This is a genomic window from Tautonia sp. JC769 (assembly GCF_040717455.1).
Classification (GTDB): Bacteria; Planctomycetota; Planctomycetia; order Isosphaerales; family Isosphaeraceae; genus Tautonia.
This window is the reverse complement of the sequence record NZ_JBFEFH010000045.1, coordinates 1-15,539: the sequence shown is the minus strand read 5'-3', so window position 1 is coordinate 15,539 and position 15,539 is coordinate 1. Positions and strand designations below refer to the sequence as shown.

12 protein-coding genes are annotated in these 15,539 nt (G+C 69.1%); 5 read left to right on the top strand and 7 right to left on the bottom strand.

The window, feature by feature from the left end:
* Positions 1–105: 105 nt before the first annotated feature.
* Complete coding sequence (locus tag AB1L88_RS26000) at positions 106–1,536, bottom strand: RuBisCO large subunit C-terminal-like domain-containing protein (protein WP_367099634.1); 1,431 nt, start codon at positions 1,534–1,536, stop codon at positions 106–108.
* 286 nt (positions 1,537–1,822) lie between these two features.
* Here AB1L88_RS26000 and AB1L88_RS25995 point away from each other — a divergent pair, with 286 nt between their 5' ends.
* The gene (locus AB1L88_RS25995) at positions 1,823–2,164 is read left to right on the top strand and encodes a hypothetical protein (RefSeq protein ID WP_367099633.1); all 342 of its coding nucleotides are present in this window, start codon (positions 1,823–1,825) and stop codon (positions 2,162–2,164) included.
* A 61-nt stretch (positions 2,165–2,225) separates the two neighbouring features.
* Here AB1L88_RS25995 and AB1L88_RS25990 read toward each other — a convergent pair whose 3' ends face one another.
* The gene (locus AB1L88_RS25990; protein ID WP_367099632.1) at positions 2,226–3,404 is read right to left on the bottom strand and encodes a sialidase family protein; all 1,179 of its coding nucleotides are present in this window, start codon (positions 3,402–3,404) and stop codon (positions 2,226–2,228) included.
* A gap of 329 nt (positions 3,405–3,733) precedes the next feature.
* Here AB1L88_RS25990 and AB1L88_RS25985 point away from each other — a divergent pair, with 329 nt between their 5' ends.
* On the top strand, positions 3,734–4,441 hold the full coding sequence (locus AB1L88_RS25985) for a PEP-CTERM sorting domain-containing protein (RefSeq protein ID WP_367099631.1): 708 nt from the start codon (positions 3,734–3,736) through the stop codon (positions 4,439–4,441).
* 110 nt (positions 4,442–4,551) lie between these two features.
* Here the strand turns inward: AB1L88_RS25985 and AB1L88_RS25980 are convergent, their stop codons facing one another.
* From AB1L88_RS25980 to AB1L88_RS25970, 3 genes are all read right to left on the bottom strand, one after another.
* On the bottom strand, positions 4,552–5,982 hold the full coding sequence (locus AB1L88_RS25980) for an alkaline phosphatase D family protein (RefSeq protein ID WP_367099630.1): 1,431 nt from the start codon (positions 5,980–5,982) through the stop codon (positions 4,552–4,554).
* A 69-nt stretch (positions 5,983–6,051) separates the two neighbouring features.
* Positions 6,052–6,759, bottom strand: a complete 708-nt coding sequence (locus AB1L88_RS25975) for a NifU family protein (RefSeq protein WP_367099629.1) — start codon at positions 6,757–6,759, stop codon at positions 6,052–6,054.
* 30 nt (positions 6,760–6,789) lie between these two features.
* Positions 6,790–7,200 (bottom strand): VanZ family protein, encoded by a 411-nt coding sequence (locus AB1L88_RS25970; protein ID WP_367099628.1) that lies wholly within the window; start codon positions 7,198–7,200, stop codon positions 6,790–6,792.
* A gap of 431 nt (positions 7,201–7,631) precedes the next feature.
* Between AB1L88_RS25970 and AB1L88_RS25965 the strand changes: the two genes are divergently transcribed.
* From AB1L88_RS25965 to AB1L88_RS25955, 3 genes are all read left to right on the top strand, one after another.
* Entirely contained in the window at positions 7,632–8,252 is a 621-nt protein-coding gene (locus AB1L88_RS25965) for a peptidylprolyl isomerase (protein ID WP_367099648.1), read from the top strand.
* A gap of 263 nt (positions 8,253–8,515) precedes the next feature.
* A complete protein-coding gene (locus AB1L88_RS25960; RefSeq protein WP_367099627.1) occupies positions 8,516–11,524 on the top strand; it encodes a hypothetical protein in 3,009 nt (1,002 codons plus the stop codon).
* Positions 11,525–11,601: 77 nt separating this feature from the next.
* A complete protein-coding gene (locus AB1L88_RS25955) occupies positions 11,602–12,786 on the top strand; it encodes a beta-galactosidase (RefSeq protein ID WP_367099626.1) in 1,185 nt (394 codons plus the stop codon).
* Positions 12,787–14,033: 1,247 nt separating this feature from the next.
* On the opposite strand, the gene AB1L88_RS25950 is transcribed toward AB1L88_RS25955, so the two are convergent.
* Both AB1L88_RS25950 and AB1L88_RS25945 read right to left on the bottom strand, forming a co-directional pair.
* Complete coding sequence (locus tag AB1L88_RS25950; protein WP_367099625.1) at positions 14,034–14,354, bottom strand: hypothetical protein; 321 nt, start codon at positions 14,352–14,354, stop codon at positions 14,034–14,036.
* Between the two features lie 380 nt (positions 14,355–14,734).
* Positions 14,735–15,331 carry a transposase gene (locus AB1L88_RS25945; RefSeq protein ID WP_367099624.1) on the bottom strand — a complete coding sequence of 199 codons (597 nt, stop codon included), beginning with the start codon at positions 15,329–15,331 and terminating at the stop codon, positions 14,735–14,737.
* Positions 15,332–15,539: the final 208 nt, after the last annotated feature.

The following is a 15,539-nucleotide window of genomic DNA, read 5'->3' as shown; positions in this document are numbered from 1 at the left end:
CACCCTCTCCCCCGTTCGCGGGGGAGAGGGATGAAGAATTGCCGGATCGGCGCAGCAGGGGCGGACGAGTGGCAGGCGTCTGGCTGATCGGAGGAACGGGACCATTTAACTGATGCGGTCGGGATAGCGCTGGCGCAGGGCTCGCTTCAGGGCGGCGAGCTTCTGGCGGTCGGCCAGGGCGGAGAGCTCGTCGAGGTGCTTCTCGGCCGGGACGCCGGCCATGGCGCCGGAGCGGTGGACGTCGAGGGCCTCGCGCATGGCCTCGGCGCCGAGCTTCGGCTCGTACTTGCCCGAGTCGTCCTTGATGGAGTTGATCGCCGATCCGGCGAGGAACAGGATGTGGTCGGTCAGGCCGCGGCGCTCGGCCTCCTGGAGGTTGAGGATGACGTTCCCCTGGTCGAGCGCCCCGGCGCGGGCGATCATCGTCGGGTTCAGGCCGCCGGGCAAGGGGCGGGTGAGGGCCGTCTCGGAGGCGGCCCATTCGGCCCCGTACGGGCGGAGGAAGGGGGTGCCGGGCTTCACCGGGGCGGTCTGGCGGAAGTCGATGCCGTCGAGCCGGGCGAGCAGGTCGATCACGTCGCGCCAGATGGCCCGCGTGCGGGTGCCGATGCCGGCGTTGTGCCCGTAGATCGCCGGAGGGTTGCTCAGGTGCCGGGTCGCCTCGCGGACCATCCGCACGGCCCCGCCGCAGAAGGTCTCGCTGAACATCACGCCGGTGGCCCCGGCTTCGAGCACGGCGAGGACCGTCTCCAGGATCTCGTTCGGCGCCCCGGTCACGTGGGGAGCGAAGACGATGCCCAGGCCCCCACGCTGGTCCTTCACCCGTTCGAGCGCCGCCCTGGCCCGCTTCATCCGCTCGGCGACGGGGGAGTAGGGGAGATTGGGATAGAGGTCCTCATCTTCCTTGATGAACATGAGAAGATCGCACCCGGCCACCTCGCCGACGATGCGGTCGATGTCGTCGGGGGTGACGCCGGCGGTCGGCTTCAGGATGGTGCCGAAGGCGGCCCGGCCGTCGTCGAAGCCGGTCATCTTCCGCAGGCCGAACGGCCCGTAGGCCGGGCCGGGGAAGGTGGCGAGCACTTTGTCGGGGATCTGGAGCGAGACGAGCCGCGCGTCCTGATTCTCGTAGACGTCGAAGATGATGGCCGCGGCGGTCGTGTGCAAGAGGTCGACGGAGGTCAGGTGGCCGTCGCCCTGGAGCATCATCTTCAGCGGAAACGCGATGTGCAGCAGGCCCATGCGCCCGGTCGAGTCGAACGGGTCGACCCCGGCGGCGGTGGCGGTGCACTCGGCCAGCAACGAGCCGGGGGGCGGGTCCTTGATGCCGCTCGTGGCGTGGTAGGCGATTTCCCTGACCGCGTCGCCGAGCGATTCGGTCCGGAACGCGAAGAAGTAGGTGGCGACGATGTGGTCGTCGGACCTCGGGGGCGGATTCTCCGCCAGGCGCTCCTCGACCACCCGGCGCAGGGCCATCTCGCGGGCGTCGGGGTCGTGCCAGAGGACATCCAGGGTCTTCGAGTCGATCGCAGGCATGGAAATGCGGGGCCGTCGGGGGTTGGGTGATCGGACCGATTCAAAGGCCGCAAGAGCGCGCGGAATGCCCCGCCCGATCGGCACGAGGCAATGCCACCGGAGTATCCCCCCCGGCCGGGATTGTCAAGCGCCCGGGCCGGGGGATTTCCGAAGACGGGTGGCCCACACCGGGGCGTTCTTCGCAGGAGATGAGTGTCGGACGTCGTTGCGGGGGACCGAGCCTCGGTAACCCCATTCGGCGGGATGGACACGCGGACACGATGCCAGCGCCCGAGGAGCCGAACCGATGCCAGCACGCCGCCCGAACACACCGAATCTCGCGTTGACCTGGGGCCTCGCGGGCGTGTCGGCCGCGGTCGGCCTCGTCCTGGTGCCGATCGCGGTCAACGTGCTGGCCTTCCCCCTCTTTTCCTGGCACGAGTCGTATCACGTCGCCCAGGGGCTCGGCTCGCTGATCTTCTTCCTCTCGATCCCCGCGGCACCCCTCGGGGCGCTCTTCTGGATTTGCTGGGGGGCGATCGCCTCCTTTTCGGACGACGGCGGGAACTTCGCGGCCGCCTGGCTCTGGTTCCTCGGCTTCCTCGTGGCGCTGACGCTGGGCATCGGCGGATTCGGGATCCTGACCTGAGCGACTCGGGCTGCCTCGGGCCGGACGCGACGGCCGGCAGCACGGGCGAGTCGACCGCCGATCACTCGGGATCGCCCGGATCGTCGAGTCGGGCGACGAAGATGCCCGAGCCGCCGGGGCCGGCCTCCCAGGCCGCGAAAACCGGCCCCCGGCCGTCGAGGGCTGCGGCGATGCTCGGGTCGTTGGCCGATCGGAACAGCTCGACCGGCTCGGCGTCGCCGGGGCGGAGCGTGAGCAGGCGGCCGGGACGGCGATCGAGCCAGGCGAGGAACGGGCCCCCAGGTCCCCACGAGGCCCAGCCCTGCACGCCCGGGCCGAGCAGGCGCTCGGGCTGGCCCGGTTCGGCGGAATAAAGCCGGCCGTCGCGCATCCAGACGGTCGTCACCTTCCCCTCGGGGCCGGCGGCGATGGCGCCGCCGTCCATCGGGCAGACGTCGAGCGGCCAGGTCCCCAGGCCCAGCTTGCGGGCCGGTTCGAAGGTCCTGCCGCCGTCGGTCGATCGGCACAGGTACATGTCCCGGGCGCCGGAAATGGCGTCGCGCCACATGACGTAGAGCGTGCCATCGGGGCCGAAGGCGACCGAGGGGTGGCAGCACGGGCAGATCGGGCCTTCGGGAGACTGGTGGATGAGGAGTTCGGCCCCCCAGGTCTGGCCGCCGTCGGCCGAGATCACGCCCCGGATGTGGGCGCGGTCGTCGCGGAGGTCGGTCCAGACGCAGGCGATCTGCCCCTCCGGCCCGGCGGCCATGGCGTGCAAGCCTTCGCGGGCCGAGCCTTCGACCCGATTGAGCCGGATCGGCTCCTCCCAGGTCTTGCCGCCGTCGAGCGACCGCCATGACCAGAGGTCGCCTGCGCTCAGGCCGCCGTACGGCCCTCCCCCGAGTCCGCCGATCGCCGAGACCACCACCGCCCCCTGCCCCGCTGCGATCCGAGGGCCGCGCCGCATCCCCAGCGCCAGCATGCCGGGCGAGCCGACGGTGACCGGTTCGGAGAAGGACCGGCCGGCGTCGTCGGAGGAGGCCACGCGGATCTCGTTCCCCGCCCCGAAGGCGAGATAGACCCGGCCTTCGGCCCCGATTGTCACCTGCGGCTGCCGGGCCTCGCGGTCCTTGACTGCCCAGACGGCCCGGGGCCGATCGGGGCCGGCTCCGATCGCGAACAGGGCCAGCAAGACCGTCGCGAGGGCGAATCGTCGGCGGGCGCGGTAAGTGGGGAGGCACGGGGCAAGCGGGAGCGTCATGGGAAGCGGTCCTGGTCGGGGCGGGATCGGTCGCGTGTTGCTCGTCCGAACATACTCGTACCGGGCCGCGCCATCAACGGCCGAGCACGGCCGCGACGGCTCGCCTCGGGCCGTCGATCGAGCCGCGCCGGCGGGCCTCGATCACGCCCGGCGCCCTGGACGGGGCGTGTTGCATCCTCGAAACACGCATGAAGAATCTCGGGAATCCTCGCAGGAGATGACTTATCATCCGCCTTGCCGGTCGAACTGTCGATCGGTCGAGGGGAGGTGGGGCCTGCTCACGCCCCCGATGGATCCGTCGTTGCCTTTGCCGAAGGACTTTCGTCATCATGAGAATCCGATTGAGCTTCTGCGCATTCCTTTGTGCGATTCTGGCGTGCACCCTCGCCCCCGGGACTCGGGCCGAGGGGGCGTTCCTGATCGAGATTGATACCGACGGGGCGGACGACGGCCCGATCACCTACAACCCGAACTTCAGCTTCGGCGGCGACACGACCACGGCGAGCACCTCGATCCTGAGCACGGCCGTCGGCCTGTCCGGGGCCGACAGCATCTTCGGCGGCGACGGGGTGAACGAGCCGGACACGTACGAGTATTCCTATACGCTGGGGGTCGACGCCGATAACCTGGCCCTGGCGGCCGGCACCGACCTGGGGGACGGGAACGTCGCCACGGGGATCACCGGCGGGAAGACGGGCGTGTACAACGTCTACGCCACCTGGCCATTCACGACCAACGTCAGCGGGGGGCTCGTCACCTTCACCCTGACCGGCGGCGGCGGCACCCTCTTCAGCACGCAGATCGACCAGAATAACCAGGGAAATGCCTGGGTCCTGCTCGGTTCGGCCTCGCTCCAATCGGGCGTCAGCTACACCCTCTCCCAGGTGGCCGGTTCGAACACGTTCGTCTCGATGCGGGCCGCCGGCGTGCTCTTCGAGGCCGTCTCGGTCATCCCCGAGCCGAGTTCCCTGGCCCTGGTCCTCGTGGGCGGCGTCGGAATCTCCGTCTTCTGCCGACGAGCCCGGCGCTCCTCCTGAACGGTCGAGCAACGGAACGGCCGGGATCGGTCTCTTGAGGCCCGGGGGCGCAGCGCTCGCCGCCCGGGTCCGGCCTCCAAGCCCGCGCCGCGGCCGATCGCCTCGATTCTTCAGTCGGGCTGAATAAACGTCTGCTCATATTGCACGGTACCTTCCACGTCGTGCAGGCGGAAGGCGATGGTCGGCACCCCGTCGGGTCGGTCGACCGCCACCGAGAGGAACCCGCCGAGCATCCGGTGGAAGCGGTGATACTCCGGCTCGAAGCCGGGGGAGCCGCCGGCGTGCTCGTCGCTGGCGGGGCCGCACGAGAACTCGTGGACGCCGGTGGCGGGGTCGATCGAGTGGTATTGCCAGTGGCGGTCGCCGCAGGCGATGAAGGCGTTGTCGGGCAGGTTCTCGGCGAGCCAGGCGCGGATCTCGCGCCCCTCGGTGGCGAACGCCTCGTTGGCGTGGTTGTCTCGCTTGCGGGCGCGGTCGGGGCCGACGACGGGAGTCGGGCTGACGAGGACCTTCCAGGTGGCGTCGCTCTCGAGCATCGTCCGCTTGAGCCAGGCCTTCTGCTCGGCCCCCCAGATGGATTTCCCGGGGCCGTCCGGCTCGGGGTTCGGGGTCCGATAGTCGCGCCCCTCGACGAGCCAGATTTGCAGGTCCTTGCCCCAGCGGTAGGTGCGATAGGTTGGGCCGTCGCCCATCGGCACCTGCTCGCGGAACAGGCGGAGGCCGTCGGCGAAGGTCATCGGCCGCATGAATTCCGGGTCCATGCCGGGCCAGCAGTCGTCGCTCAGCGTGTCGTGGTCGTCCTTCTCCCAGTAGGCGGGGACACCCCGGTGGAAGTCAACATGGCGCGGGCAGCCGTACATCCGCTGCCAGTGGTACCGGGCCAGCGGGATCGTCTTCGCCCGGGGCCGCTCGTTGTCGTAGTAGACGGTGTCGCCGGTCGGGACGAGGAAATCCGGGTCGAGCCGCCCCATCGACTCGTAAATGGTGAAGCCGTCGGGATGATCGAGATCCATGTACATCATGCCGGTGACGACGGTGAAGGTGACGGGGGCCGGCTCGTCGGGCGAGGGGGCCGTGCGGAACCGGCCAATGAGCGGGGCATGCTCGGGATTTCCTCCGGGGCCGGTCGTCTCGGCGGCATAGTGGTAGACGGTGGCCGGTTCCAGATCATCGAGCCGGAACTGATGGACGAAGTCGGTCGAGGCGTCGACCTCGGCCCAGTCGGTCGATCGGGCGTCGCCCAGGTCGGGATCGGTGCCGAAGCGGAGCCGCACCCGCCCCGGGGCGCCGGGGCTGGCGTGGCGAAGATTGGGCACCTCGTCGTCGGTCGGGGCCGGGTCGTCGTCGGTCGGTCGTCCAAGAAATTCGGCCCCTTCGGGGTTCCGGGCCGGGTGTTCCGTCAGTCGCATCCAGACGATGGCCGAGTGCGGCGTCACCTCGCCGACCTTCACGCCGGTCGCCTGCCGCGCGTCGGCCGCGGGGTTGAGGCTCGAGGCGAGCAGGATCGGGACGGTAAGACCAAACCAGGATGTGACGATCATGATGCGATTCCCTCCCGATGGGGGTGATCGAAGGGCGCCGGACGTCGGGCACGATTCGGTTCGAGCCGGTTATTGCCGATTCGCCAGGGGCGAGCGGCCGGAACGCCCCGGGGCATAGGGGGCGGTGCCGGCAGCGTGATTGGTCAGGTCGAAGATGGGGCCGAGCTCGGGCACGAGGTCGCGGAGGATCGCCTCGGCCCCGTGCCGCAGGGTCACGTCGGCCAGGCCGCACCCCTGGCAGCCGCCCCCCATGCGAAGGTAGGCGACATTGTCCTTCATCTCAACCAGCTCGACCCTGCCGCCGTGGCCGGCGACGACCGGGTTGACCTGCTCGTCGAGCACCCGCCGGACCCGATCGGCCAGGGCATGCGATGAGGGCATCGCGGCGTGCGCGGCGTCGGACACGGCACGTTCGCCGGTGGCCAGATGGGCGCGGATCGCCTCGCCGATCCGCTTGCCGAGCGCCGGCCAGGAATCGGTACCGGCCCGATTGTCTCCCATCAGGCGACGGAGCCGCATGACCGCCGGGCCGAGGACAGGGACGCCGCCCGGCCGTTCTCGGGTGACGGTCACGCTGTCGTGGGCGATCAGGACCGACGTCACCCCCTCGATCGCCATCAGGCGATCGGCCAGGGGCGAGCCGACGGCCGCCGATCGGTCGCCGAAATAGGCCCAGCGGTCGGGGTCGAGCGCCCGGCTGACGAGGAACCGGCAGCGGATCGCGTCGATCGGCTCGGCCCGGATGGAAGCCGAGGCATCCGAGGGGGGCAGGCTCATGGCGTCGGTTCCGTGTCGAAGGGTCGAAGGTCATGTGGTCGGACCGGGATCCGGCGCCCGGGCACGAAGCTTCCAGAGTTGGACGAGGACGAACGCCGCGAACAGGCCCAGGACGTCGGCGATCAGGTCGTCGAGGTCGGTCATCCGTTCCAGGATCGGGATCGACTGGCCCAGTTCGGTGGCGATGGCGAGGGCGACGCCTCCGAGCAACGTCACCAGGACCCTCACCCCGGCCCGGTGCCAGAGCAAGCCGAACACCAGGAAGATGCCGAAGTGTACGACCTTGTCCTTCGGGATCGGGCCGAAGATCGCCCCGAACAGGCGATCGAGGAGCGACGGGCCGTCGCCCCCCCCTCCCGAGCCGAGCCACGACGCGGGGGCCAGGCAGATGACCACGATCATCACGGTCCAGATGATCGCGGGCAGGGTCCGTCGAGTCATCGATCCCACTCACCTTCGAGACGTGGTTGGAGCATCGGGCACCTCGATCGGATCGGGCCCGTCGGGGTCGGCCCCGCGGGCGATCGGTTCGCCTCCGTTCGCGTCGGGCACCGGACAGCATAGCCGAAGGCGGGGCTCGCGGGCGAGCCTGCGCGCGGGGATCTGCCGAAGGGGGATCGGGGCGGATCGAGCGGCTCGGCCTCGAACATCGAAGGCCGAGTCACTACACTGGAAACCCCGTGGCCCGTCGCCGCGGCGGGCCTTCGACCCGACGGATCGATTCGCGCTCGCCCCGATGACCCGTGTCGGCCCTCGCCCCGAATCGCCCTGGTTGCGATCGGGCCGCGTCGGCCGCGTCGGGTGGAATCGGGGCCAGGCCCAAAGGGATGAACGACCTTACCATGAGCATCTCACACCGGTTGATGGTTTCCATGATCTTCGCCACGTTCGCCGCCGGGGCCGCCACCGGCCAGGCCCAGGACGCCAACCCCCGCGTCGCCCTGGAGACGAGCAAGGGGACGGTCGTCGTGGAGCTCTTCCAGAAGGAAGCGCCCAAGACGGTCGAGAACTTCCTGCAGTACGTCGATGCCGGCCACTACAACAACACGGTCTTCCACCGGGTCATCGGCCCGAACCCGCAGCAGCCGCAGGGCTTCATGATCCAGGGTGGGGGCTTCGCCGCCGGCCAGCCGATCCAGGAAAAAGAAACCCGGGCCTCGATCAAGAACGAGGCCGACAACGGCCTGAAGAACGAGCGCGGCACCCTGGCCATGGCCCGCACGCCCGACCCCGACTCGGCCTCGGCCCAGTTCTTCATCAACCTCTCGGACAACGACTTCCTGAACCATCGCGGCAAGACCCAGCAGGGTTGGGGTTACGCCGTCTTCGGCAAGGTGGTCGAGGGGATGGACGTGGTCGACCAGATCGCCCGGGTCGAGACCGGTCGCGCCCCGGCCATGGCCAAGGGCCGCGGCGCCCAGCTCGAGCGGGCCACCTTCGACGACGTGCCGGTCGAGCCGGTCCTGATCCAGACGGCCCGCCGCGTCCAGTGACATCGGCGAGTCCGTCGATCCTTCGACGCGACGGGGATCGAGGCCCGATCGGGATCCTCGCCCCCCGTCGCGCGGGGGGCCGAAGGCCGAATTGCCCGAATCGGCCCGGTCGAGCCTGCCCGGCGGCCCGAGACTGCGCTAGAATGGGGGTCGCGGGCGTTGACGGTCACGGGTCTCGGGTGTTGGGCCCGGCGATCGGCTTGACCTCGTCGCATTGAGCCTTGGGTTCGAGTCGGGCGGCCTGCGGGGTGATCCGGGTTGAGATGAACCATCGCCGATTGCTTGTCCCGCTGCTCGGGCTGGCCTGCCTGCTGACCTTGCTGATCGTCTGCTTCGGCCCGGCGCTGTTCCGGGGGGAGCAGTTCGCCTACCGGGACGCGGGGCACTTCTACTACCCGCTCTACAAGGTGGTGCAGGACGAGTGGGATGCCGGGCGGGTCCCGCTGTGGAACCCCTGGGAGAACGGCGGCATGCCGCTGCTCGGGCAGCCGACCTCGGCGGTGCTCTATCCGGGGAAGCTGCTGTACGCCGGCGTCCCGTACGCCTGGGGGGCGCGGCTCTACACGATTGCTCATGTGCTGCTGGCCCTCGGCGCGATGTTCGCGCTGATGAGGCACTGGCGGGTCGGCCGCACCGGGGCCTTGATCGCGGCGCTCGGCTACGGCTTCGGCGTGCCGGTCCTGTTCCAGTACTGCAACATCATCTTCCTGGTGGGGGCGGCCTGGATGCCGCTGGCCTTGCTGGCGGTCGATCGCCTGGTCCGGCTCCGGCGGCGTCGGGCGATCGTCGAGCTGGCCGCGGTTTTGACGATGCAGACCCTCGGCGGCGACCCGCAGGCGACATACGTCACCGGCCTGATCGCGGCGGGCTATGCGCTGGCGGTTGTCGGCGCGGCCAGGCGGTCGCCCGATGACCCCGACCGGCCCCGGTCGTCGCGCCGGCTCGTCTGGTCGCTGGTGGCGATCGGAGGGCTGATCGCCTGGGTCGGCCTGACGATCGTCGCGGGGATCTGCCTCCCTGGCTTGCGTCCGAGGCCGACGCAGACCCAGCCGATGCCCGTCTTCCCCTGGACCCCGATCGCCTCGAAGATCGTGCTGGGCTGCTGGGCGGTGGCGGCGGTCGTGCTCGCCGTCTCCTGGAAACGGAGCCCGAAGGGAAGGGCCAGGATGGCGATGCTCGCCCTCTTGCTCGGCTCGGCGGCGCTGGCGGGGTTGCTCGCGGCGGCGCAGCTCTTGCCGTCGAGCGAGTTCAACGGCCTGTCGAGCCGGGTCGCCCGCGAGGGGTCGCACGAGATCTACGCCTTCAGCGTCGAGCCGTACCGGCTGGCCGAGTTCCTCTGGCCGAACGTCTTCGGCGTCACCTTCGGGGTGGAGGCGACCTGGATGTACCTGCTCCCGCCCGGGGGGGCGCACAAGGTCTGGGTGCCGTCGCATTACCTCGGCGGGCCGGTCCTGGTGCTGGCGCTGGCGGCCTTCGGCTTCCGGGGGGGGACGCCGGGCCGGGGGTTGCTGTCGGCCGTCGCCCTGCTGGGGCTGCTGGCCGGGCTGGGCATGTACTCCAGCCCGCTCTGGTTCGCCCGATTCGCGCCGGGCCTGGCCGAGCAGGTCGGGCCGCATGATCCCGCGATGACCGGGCCGGTGCGGCTGGATGGCATGCTCCGGGACGGCGACGGCAGCGTCTACTGGTTCCTGGCCGTGGTCTTGCCGGGGTTCGATGGCTTCCGCTACCCGGCGAAGTTCATGACCTTCGCCGCTCTTGGGATCGCCGGCCTGGCGGGGTTCGGTTGGGATCGACTCGTCGGCGGTCGGGCCCGGCCCGTCGTGGTGACGGCCGTGGTGGCCCTGGTCGCGACGATCATAGCCGGTGCGGTGCTGGCGGCCGGGGCCGAGCGGTTCGAGGCCTGGGTCGCCTCGCATCCGATGGCCACGCAGGGCGGAGTCTTCGGCCCGATTCGCCCCGAGGCCGCCCGTTGGGAGGCGGGCCGGGCGCTCGTTCATGCCGCCGTCGTGATGGTGCTGATGCTCGCGATCGCCCCGCTCGCGGCCCGGCGTCCGAAGCTGGCCGCGGCCGTGATCCTGGTCACTTTGACCGCCGACCTGGCCGTGGCCAATGCGCGATTCGTCCTGACCCTGCCGCAGGAGATGCTCGACGTCGAGAACACGCCGGAGGTCCTGGAGCGGATCGCCGAGGCCGAGGCCGAGCAGCCGACCGAAGGCCCCTATCGGATCCACCGGATGCCCGTCTGGAACCCCTTGAGCTGGAGCCTGCAAAGCGACCCCGACCGCGTCCGGGAACTGGTGCGATGGGAACGTGACACGATCCAGCCGAAGTACGGCCTGCTTTCGGGGGTCGAATACACCCACACCGAAGGGACGGCAGAGCTTTATGACATCATGTTCTTCTTCGCCCCCTTTCAGCGGCGGCTCCGGCCCGAGGCGGCCCGGATCTTGAACGAGGAGGTGGGCAAGGAGATTGTCGTCTTCCCGCGCAGGGGGTTCGACCTCTGGAACACACGGTACTTCGTCGTGCCGCTGGTCGCCGCCGAATGGGAGAGCGAGTTCCGCAGCTATGCCGCCTTCCTGCCCGAGACGACCACCATCGACCCCGACCGCGAGGCGTTCGGGGCCTTGCCGGCCGAGGAGCAAACGCGTATCTCCCTCGAAGAGGATGTGCAGATCTTGAGGAATGAGGCCGCGTATCCCCGGGCCTGGATCGTGCATGAGCTGAAGTCGCTGACGCCGATCACGGGGCTGGATCGCGAGGCCCGGCTGGGCGTCATGAACGAGATCCTCCACCCCGGTCCGGGCGACCCCTTCTGGTCGAATCCGGACCTGAACGTCTACGACCCCCGACGCATCGCCTGGGTCGAGCCGGACGACCCGAGCGTGCTGCGAGGGTTTGCGACCGGCGGCCCGCCGAGGGCCGGCGAGCGGGTGGACGTGGTCGCTCATGAACCTCAGCGCGTCGTCTTGCGGGCCACGTTGAAACAGCCCGGCCTGGTCGTGCTGGCCGACACCTATTACCCCGGCTGGCGATTGACGATCGACGGCGAGCCCGCCCCGATCATCCGCACCAACCGCATGATGCGCGGGGCCGCCGTGCCGAGCGGGACCCATGAGCTGGTCTATACGTATCAGCCGGATTCCTTCCGATACGGCCTGATCGGCTCGGCCGTGGGGCTGGTCCTGACGCTGGGGCTTCTCGGCTGGTCCTTCTTCCGGCCGACGATCGGCGACGGGGGCCGGGATCCGGATGGGGCTGCGTCGGCCTGAGCCTGAGTGGCGGCGGTTCCGCGGATGGGGCGTTGTGCGAGGGCCGGGATTCATCGCGAAGACTCAGGAGATTTCTGATGCGATTGATTCGAAATGCCTGGATTCTTGGGTTAGCCCTCATGCTTCCCCCCGTCGCGATCGCGGGAGGGGACGAGATCCCGAACCCGCTCGACGACCCCGGGACCTTCCCGATCGCCGTCTGGCTGCAGGCCCCTGCGAACGCGGAGAAGTATCGAAGCATCGGGATCAACACGTATGTCGGGCTCTGGCGAGGGCCGACGGAGGAGCAGCTCGACGCGCTGGACGCCGCCGGGATGCGCCTGATCTGCGGGCAGAACGAGCGGTCGCTCCGGTTCAGGGATCGCGCGACGATCATCGGCTGGATGCACGGGGATGAGCCGGATAACGCCCAGGCGTTGCCCGGAGGGGGCGGCTATGGCCCTCCGATCGCCCCGCAAGCGATCGTGGATCAGTACCGGGCCATCAAGGAGGCCGACCCCGGGCGGCCGGTCCTGCTGAACCTCGGCCAGGGGGTCGCCTGGGACGGCTGGCGCGGCCGAGGGGTCCGCACGAACCACCCCGAGGATTACCCGGAGTATGTGGAGGGGTGCGACATCGCCTCGTTCGACATCTACCCCGCCTGCCATGAGCATCCGGACGTCGCCGGCAACCTCTGGTATGTGCCGCGCGGCGTCGAGCGGCTCCGGCGGTGGACCGAGGATCGCAAGCCGGTCTGGTCTTGCATCGAGACGACCCGGATCAACAATGCGGAGTACTCCCCCTCGCCGGGCGACACGCGGGTCGAGGTCTGGATGGCCCTGATCCATGGCGCCCGGGGGATCATCTACTTCTGCCACCAGTTCGAGCCGAGGTTCATCGAGGCCGGCTTGCTCGCCGATGACGCCATGAGCCGCGAGGTGGCCGCCCTGAACCGGCAGATCCAGGAGCTTGCCCCGGTGCTCCACTCCCCCGAGCGGCCCGAGCTGGCCCGCGTCTCCTCCGCAAACGACGACGTGCCGGTCGCCGTCTCGGTCCGGGAGCACGACGGGGCGACGTACCTGTTTGCCGTCTCGATGCGCGACGGCGACACGACCGCCTCCTTCACCCTGCCCGACGCCGGGGATGTCCGGGTCGAGGTCCTCGGCGAGGATCGCACCCTCGACGCGCCCGAAGGGACCTGGGACGACCGGTTCGAGGGGTATCAGGTCCACCTGTACCGGATCACCCCCGCCCGCTCCTCCCCGGATGACGAGGCGTCGTGAGGGGGCCGGGCTTCGCGTCCGAGTCGCTGGGGGGGGACGGGTTCCGGATGGAGGCCCGGTGTGGCTCGGTGCGGCGGGCGGTGCGCCCGAAGGTGCGCCGAGGGGGAAACGCGTATCGTAAGATTTGGCAATGGGTTCCGCTAATCGGGGTGGGTCGTTTCGGGGAATGACCCGTCTTGATTGGGTTCGTTTCGCCGACTGGGGTGATGCGGTGGGGCGGGCGGAGGATGCAGAGGCAAGGTGGTCCGGTGCGCGTTCTGATGCGCCGGGCGATGCGCCTTTGATGCGCCTTGAATAGAGAACAAGGTTCGACGTGAGTCCTTTTACAGGAAGTGTTTAGAGAAATGCGCTCCAGTTCGTTTCGTCAAGGGGATTGGGTCCAAAGAGGCTGCGAGGTCAATCGGGTGACGAGGGGAACATGGAGGTCGATGGTTCTTCTGGATTTCGTCAAATTTTTCTGATGAGGATCTTTGACGTCATGGCAGGCTTCCTGTCGTACCGGATCCCTTCTGAATCGGTCGGTTCACGGTGGTTGGGTGGGTGCCCCGGGTTCCGCACCGCGGCCCCGGGCGGAGTCGCATGGGCCTGCCGGTCCCCGGCCCGGGGTCCGCGGCGCGGAACCCGGGGCACCCGGATCCCTCCGGGTTTGACGGGAAGCGGTCGGAGGGAGGGTGTGGCTCGCGTGAGGGATCGCGGGGTGGGTTCGTTGTGATCGTGGATCGGGTTGTCAAAGAGTGAAATGGCCGGGCGATCCGGTCGTCCCCTTCAGTCGAGGGACGGACCGGGCACGCGGGCGAGGGGAATGGCGACGGCCCTCTTCCTGATACCATCGGGAAATGGGCGTGCGCCAGTCACAAAAAGGTGGGGGGAAAGGCGGGCCGGGCGGTGAGGGGCCCGCGTCGGGGATCACGGGCGGGGCCGCGACGGGAACCGCGATCGGGCGACCGGCCGGCGTGATCGGGCATGAGGTGAGGGGCCGGGGCGGCGAGGACGGCCCGCGCGATCTGGGAAATCGAGGGGCGGACCGCGCCGGTGGATATCGGGGACGAGGGCTTCCGTGCCTGTCGGGGCGAGCGGTTGCCGCCCGGGTGCAACGGCTCGCCGGGCGGCGGCTTCGCAAGGGTCGGGCGGGGCGTGCGATGCGACCGGAGGCTGGCTTGGCTGGCCGAGGAATCTCCTGGTCAGCCTTCCCGATCGGGGATGGACTCCCCTGGCGGGGGTGGGGGCGGGGTTGCCCTTATTGTGGGTCAGAAGGCGGGGTTGAGGGACCCTTCATCCTCCGACGGGAGGGCGAACTGGTCCATCGGGTCCTCCTCGGCGCGGTAGGAGACGGTGACGATGGCCCACTTGTATTCGGGGGGCGGGGGGTCGAGCCAACCGCGGTCGCGGAAGATGTTGACGATCGTCTCGAACAGGGAGTAGCGGCCGACGACCTGGAACTCGCTCGCCTGATAGCGTGGGTTGTCGGGATGGGTCGGCGGCCGCTTGCGCCAGGATTTCAACAGATCGTCCTGCTCGCCCCAGCGAACACGATGTGTGGTGATCGGTCCCTTCACGCCGCTGCTCATGATGATCACCCTTCGGCGGTCCCACCGCCGGATCGGGCCCTCGTCGTCCCCTTGACTCCTTCAAACTCACCGGCCCGGGAGGAACGGGCCGATGCCGCTGCCCGAGGCGGTGTCGAGGCGATCCCTCGACTGCCTTCGAGTCGGCCGCCGGCCCGGGTCGCACCAGGGCGTCCCCCCCCGGTCGCCTGATCCTACGCGATCGACCGGCATCATGGGACACACGAAATCTAAAAAATTCGAGAATGTCGATCCGTGTCTGCTCGGGTGATTTCTTCGGGGCGAGCAACCTGTCTGTCGCTCACCAATGAATGCAAACGAAGACGCGTGAGGACGCCTGTTTGGTTTGAGCGGCCCTGAATCAGGACGGATCATGTGGGGGCCTACAGGCGACTCGTTTCGGGATGGGTGAAGACTTCATGGGGGAGGTCATGAAGGGCGGGGAGGTCGGGATCGGGGGAGAGTTCGGGGCGGGAGAAACGCCGGGCGCTGGACCATCGGTAGGCGTCGGCCCGGGAGCAGAGGCGTCGGCGGACGGGGTTGAGGTGGATGTATTCGATCGAGGCGAGGACGGCGGCCTCTGAGTTCAGGTTGCGGTCGTATCCCGGCCCTTCCTGCCAGAATCGGAAGCGAGAAACCCCGGGTCGCTCGCGGACGATCAGGCGATCGATCAGGCGGCTGCCGGAGGCGATCAGGTCGCGCTTGACGTGTCCGGAGAAGGGACGCTTGATCGCCTTCAGGAGGCGATCGATCCGGGGCTCGTGCGTGAGCGGAAGGACGAGCAAGTGGACATGCTCGGGCATGAACACGAAGGCGATCAGATGGAATTCATGGCGTTCTAGGGCGCTATCGATCGCCCGAGCCAGCAAGGTTCGCCAACGGTCGTTCGTCAGCAGCGGGAGCCTCCGGTAGCACGAGAAGGTCAATTCGTGCAGGTCGCCCGGTTCGTGACCGTGCTTGACGCGTTTGGGTGCTCCCACGCCCGTTCGCCCTTCGTGTTTTGGGTGGCACTGGTGCCCTCACCAGTGCAAGCCGATCGCAGGTGGTTCCAGACGTTGCGTGACCCCAGGCTACGGTTGTGTGTGACGAGGTGGAACGTGTCGCGACGCGTGGTTCCGCTGGCGAAGAATCTGGGGTGAGTTGTTTGGATCAAACATGTCGTACACTGGTGAAGTCACCAGTGCCACC

Coding starts and splice junctions, on each gene's coding strand:
- AB1L88_RS25965 (WP_367099648.1), top strand. CDS start 7,632: ATGATCTTCGCCACGTTCGCCGCCGGGGCCGCCACCGGCCAGGCCCAG.
- AB1L88_RS25990 (WP_367099632.1), bottom strand. CDS start 3,404: ATGACGCTCCCGCTTGCCCCGTGCCTCCCCACTTACCGCGCCCGCCGA.
- AB1L88_RS25970 (WP_367099628.1), bottom strand. CDS start 7,200: ATGACTCGACGGACCCTGCCCGCGATCATCTGGACCGTGATGATCGTG.
- AB1L88_RS25960 (WP_367099627.1), top strand. CDS start 8,516: ATGAACCATCGCCGATTGCTTGTCCCGCTGCTCGGGCTGGCCTGCCTG.
- AB1L88_RS26000 (WP_367099634.1), bottom strand. CDS start 1,536: ATGCCTGCGATCGACTCGAAGACCCTGGATGTCCTCTGGCACGACCCC.
- AB1L88_RS25975 (WP_367099629.1), bottom strand. CDS start 6,759: ATGAGCCTGCCCCCCTCGGATGCCTCGGCTTCCATCCGGGCCGAGCCG.
- AB1L88_RS25980 (WP_367099630.1), bottom strand. CDS start 5,982: ATGATCGTCACATCCTGGTTTGGTCTTACCGTCCCGATCCTGCTCGCC.
- AB1L88_RS25985 (WP_367099631.1), top strand. CDS start 3,734: ATGAGAATCCGATTGAGCTTCTGCGCATTCCTTTGTGCGATTCTGGCG.
- AB1L88_RS25995 (WP_367099633.1), top strand. CDS start 1,823: ATGCCAGCACGCCGCCCGAACACACCGAATCTCGCGTTGACCTGGGGC.
- AB1L88_RS25950 (WP_367099625.1), bottom strand. CDS start 14,354: ATGAGCAGCGGCGTGAAGGGACCGATCACCACACATCGTGTTCGCTGG.
- AB1L88_RS25955 (WP_367099626.1), top strand. CDS start 11,602: ATGCGATTGATTCGAAATGCCTGGATTCTTGGGTTAGCCCTCATGCTT.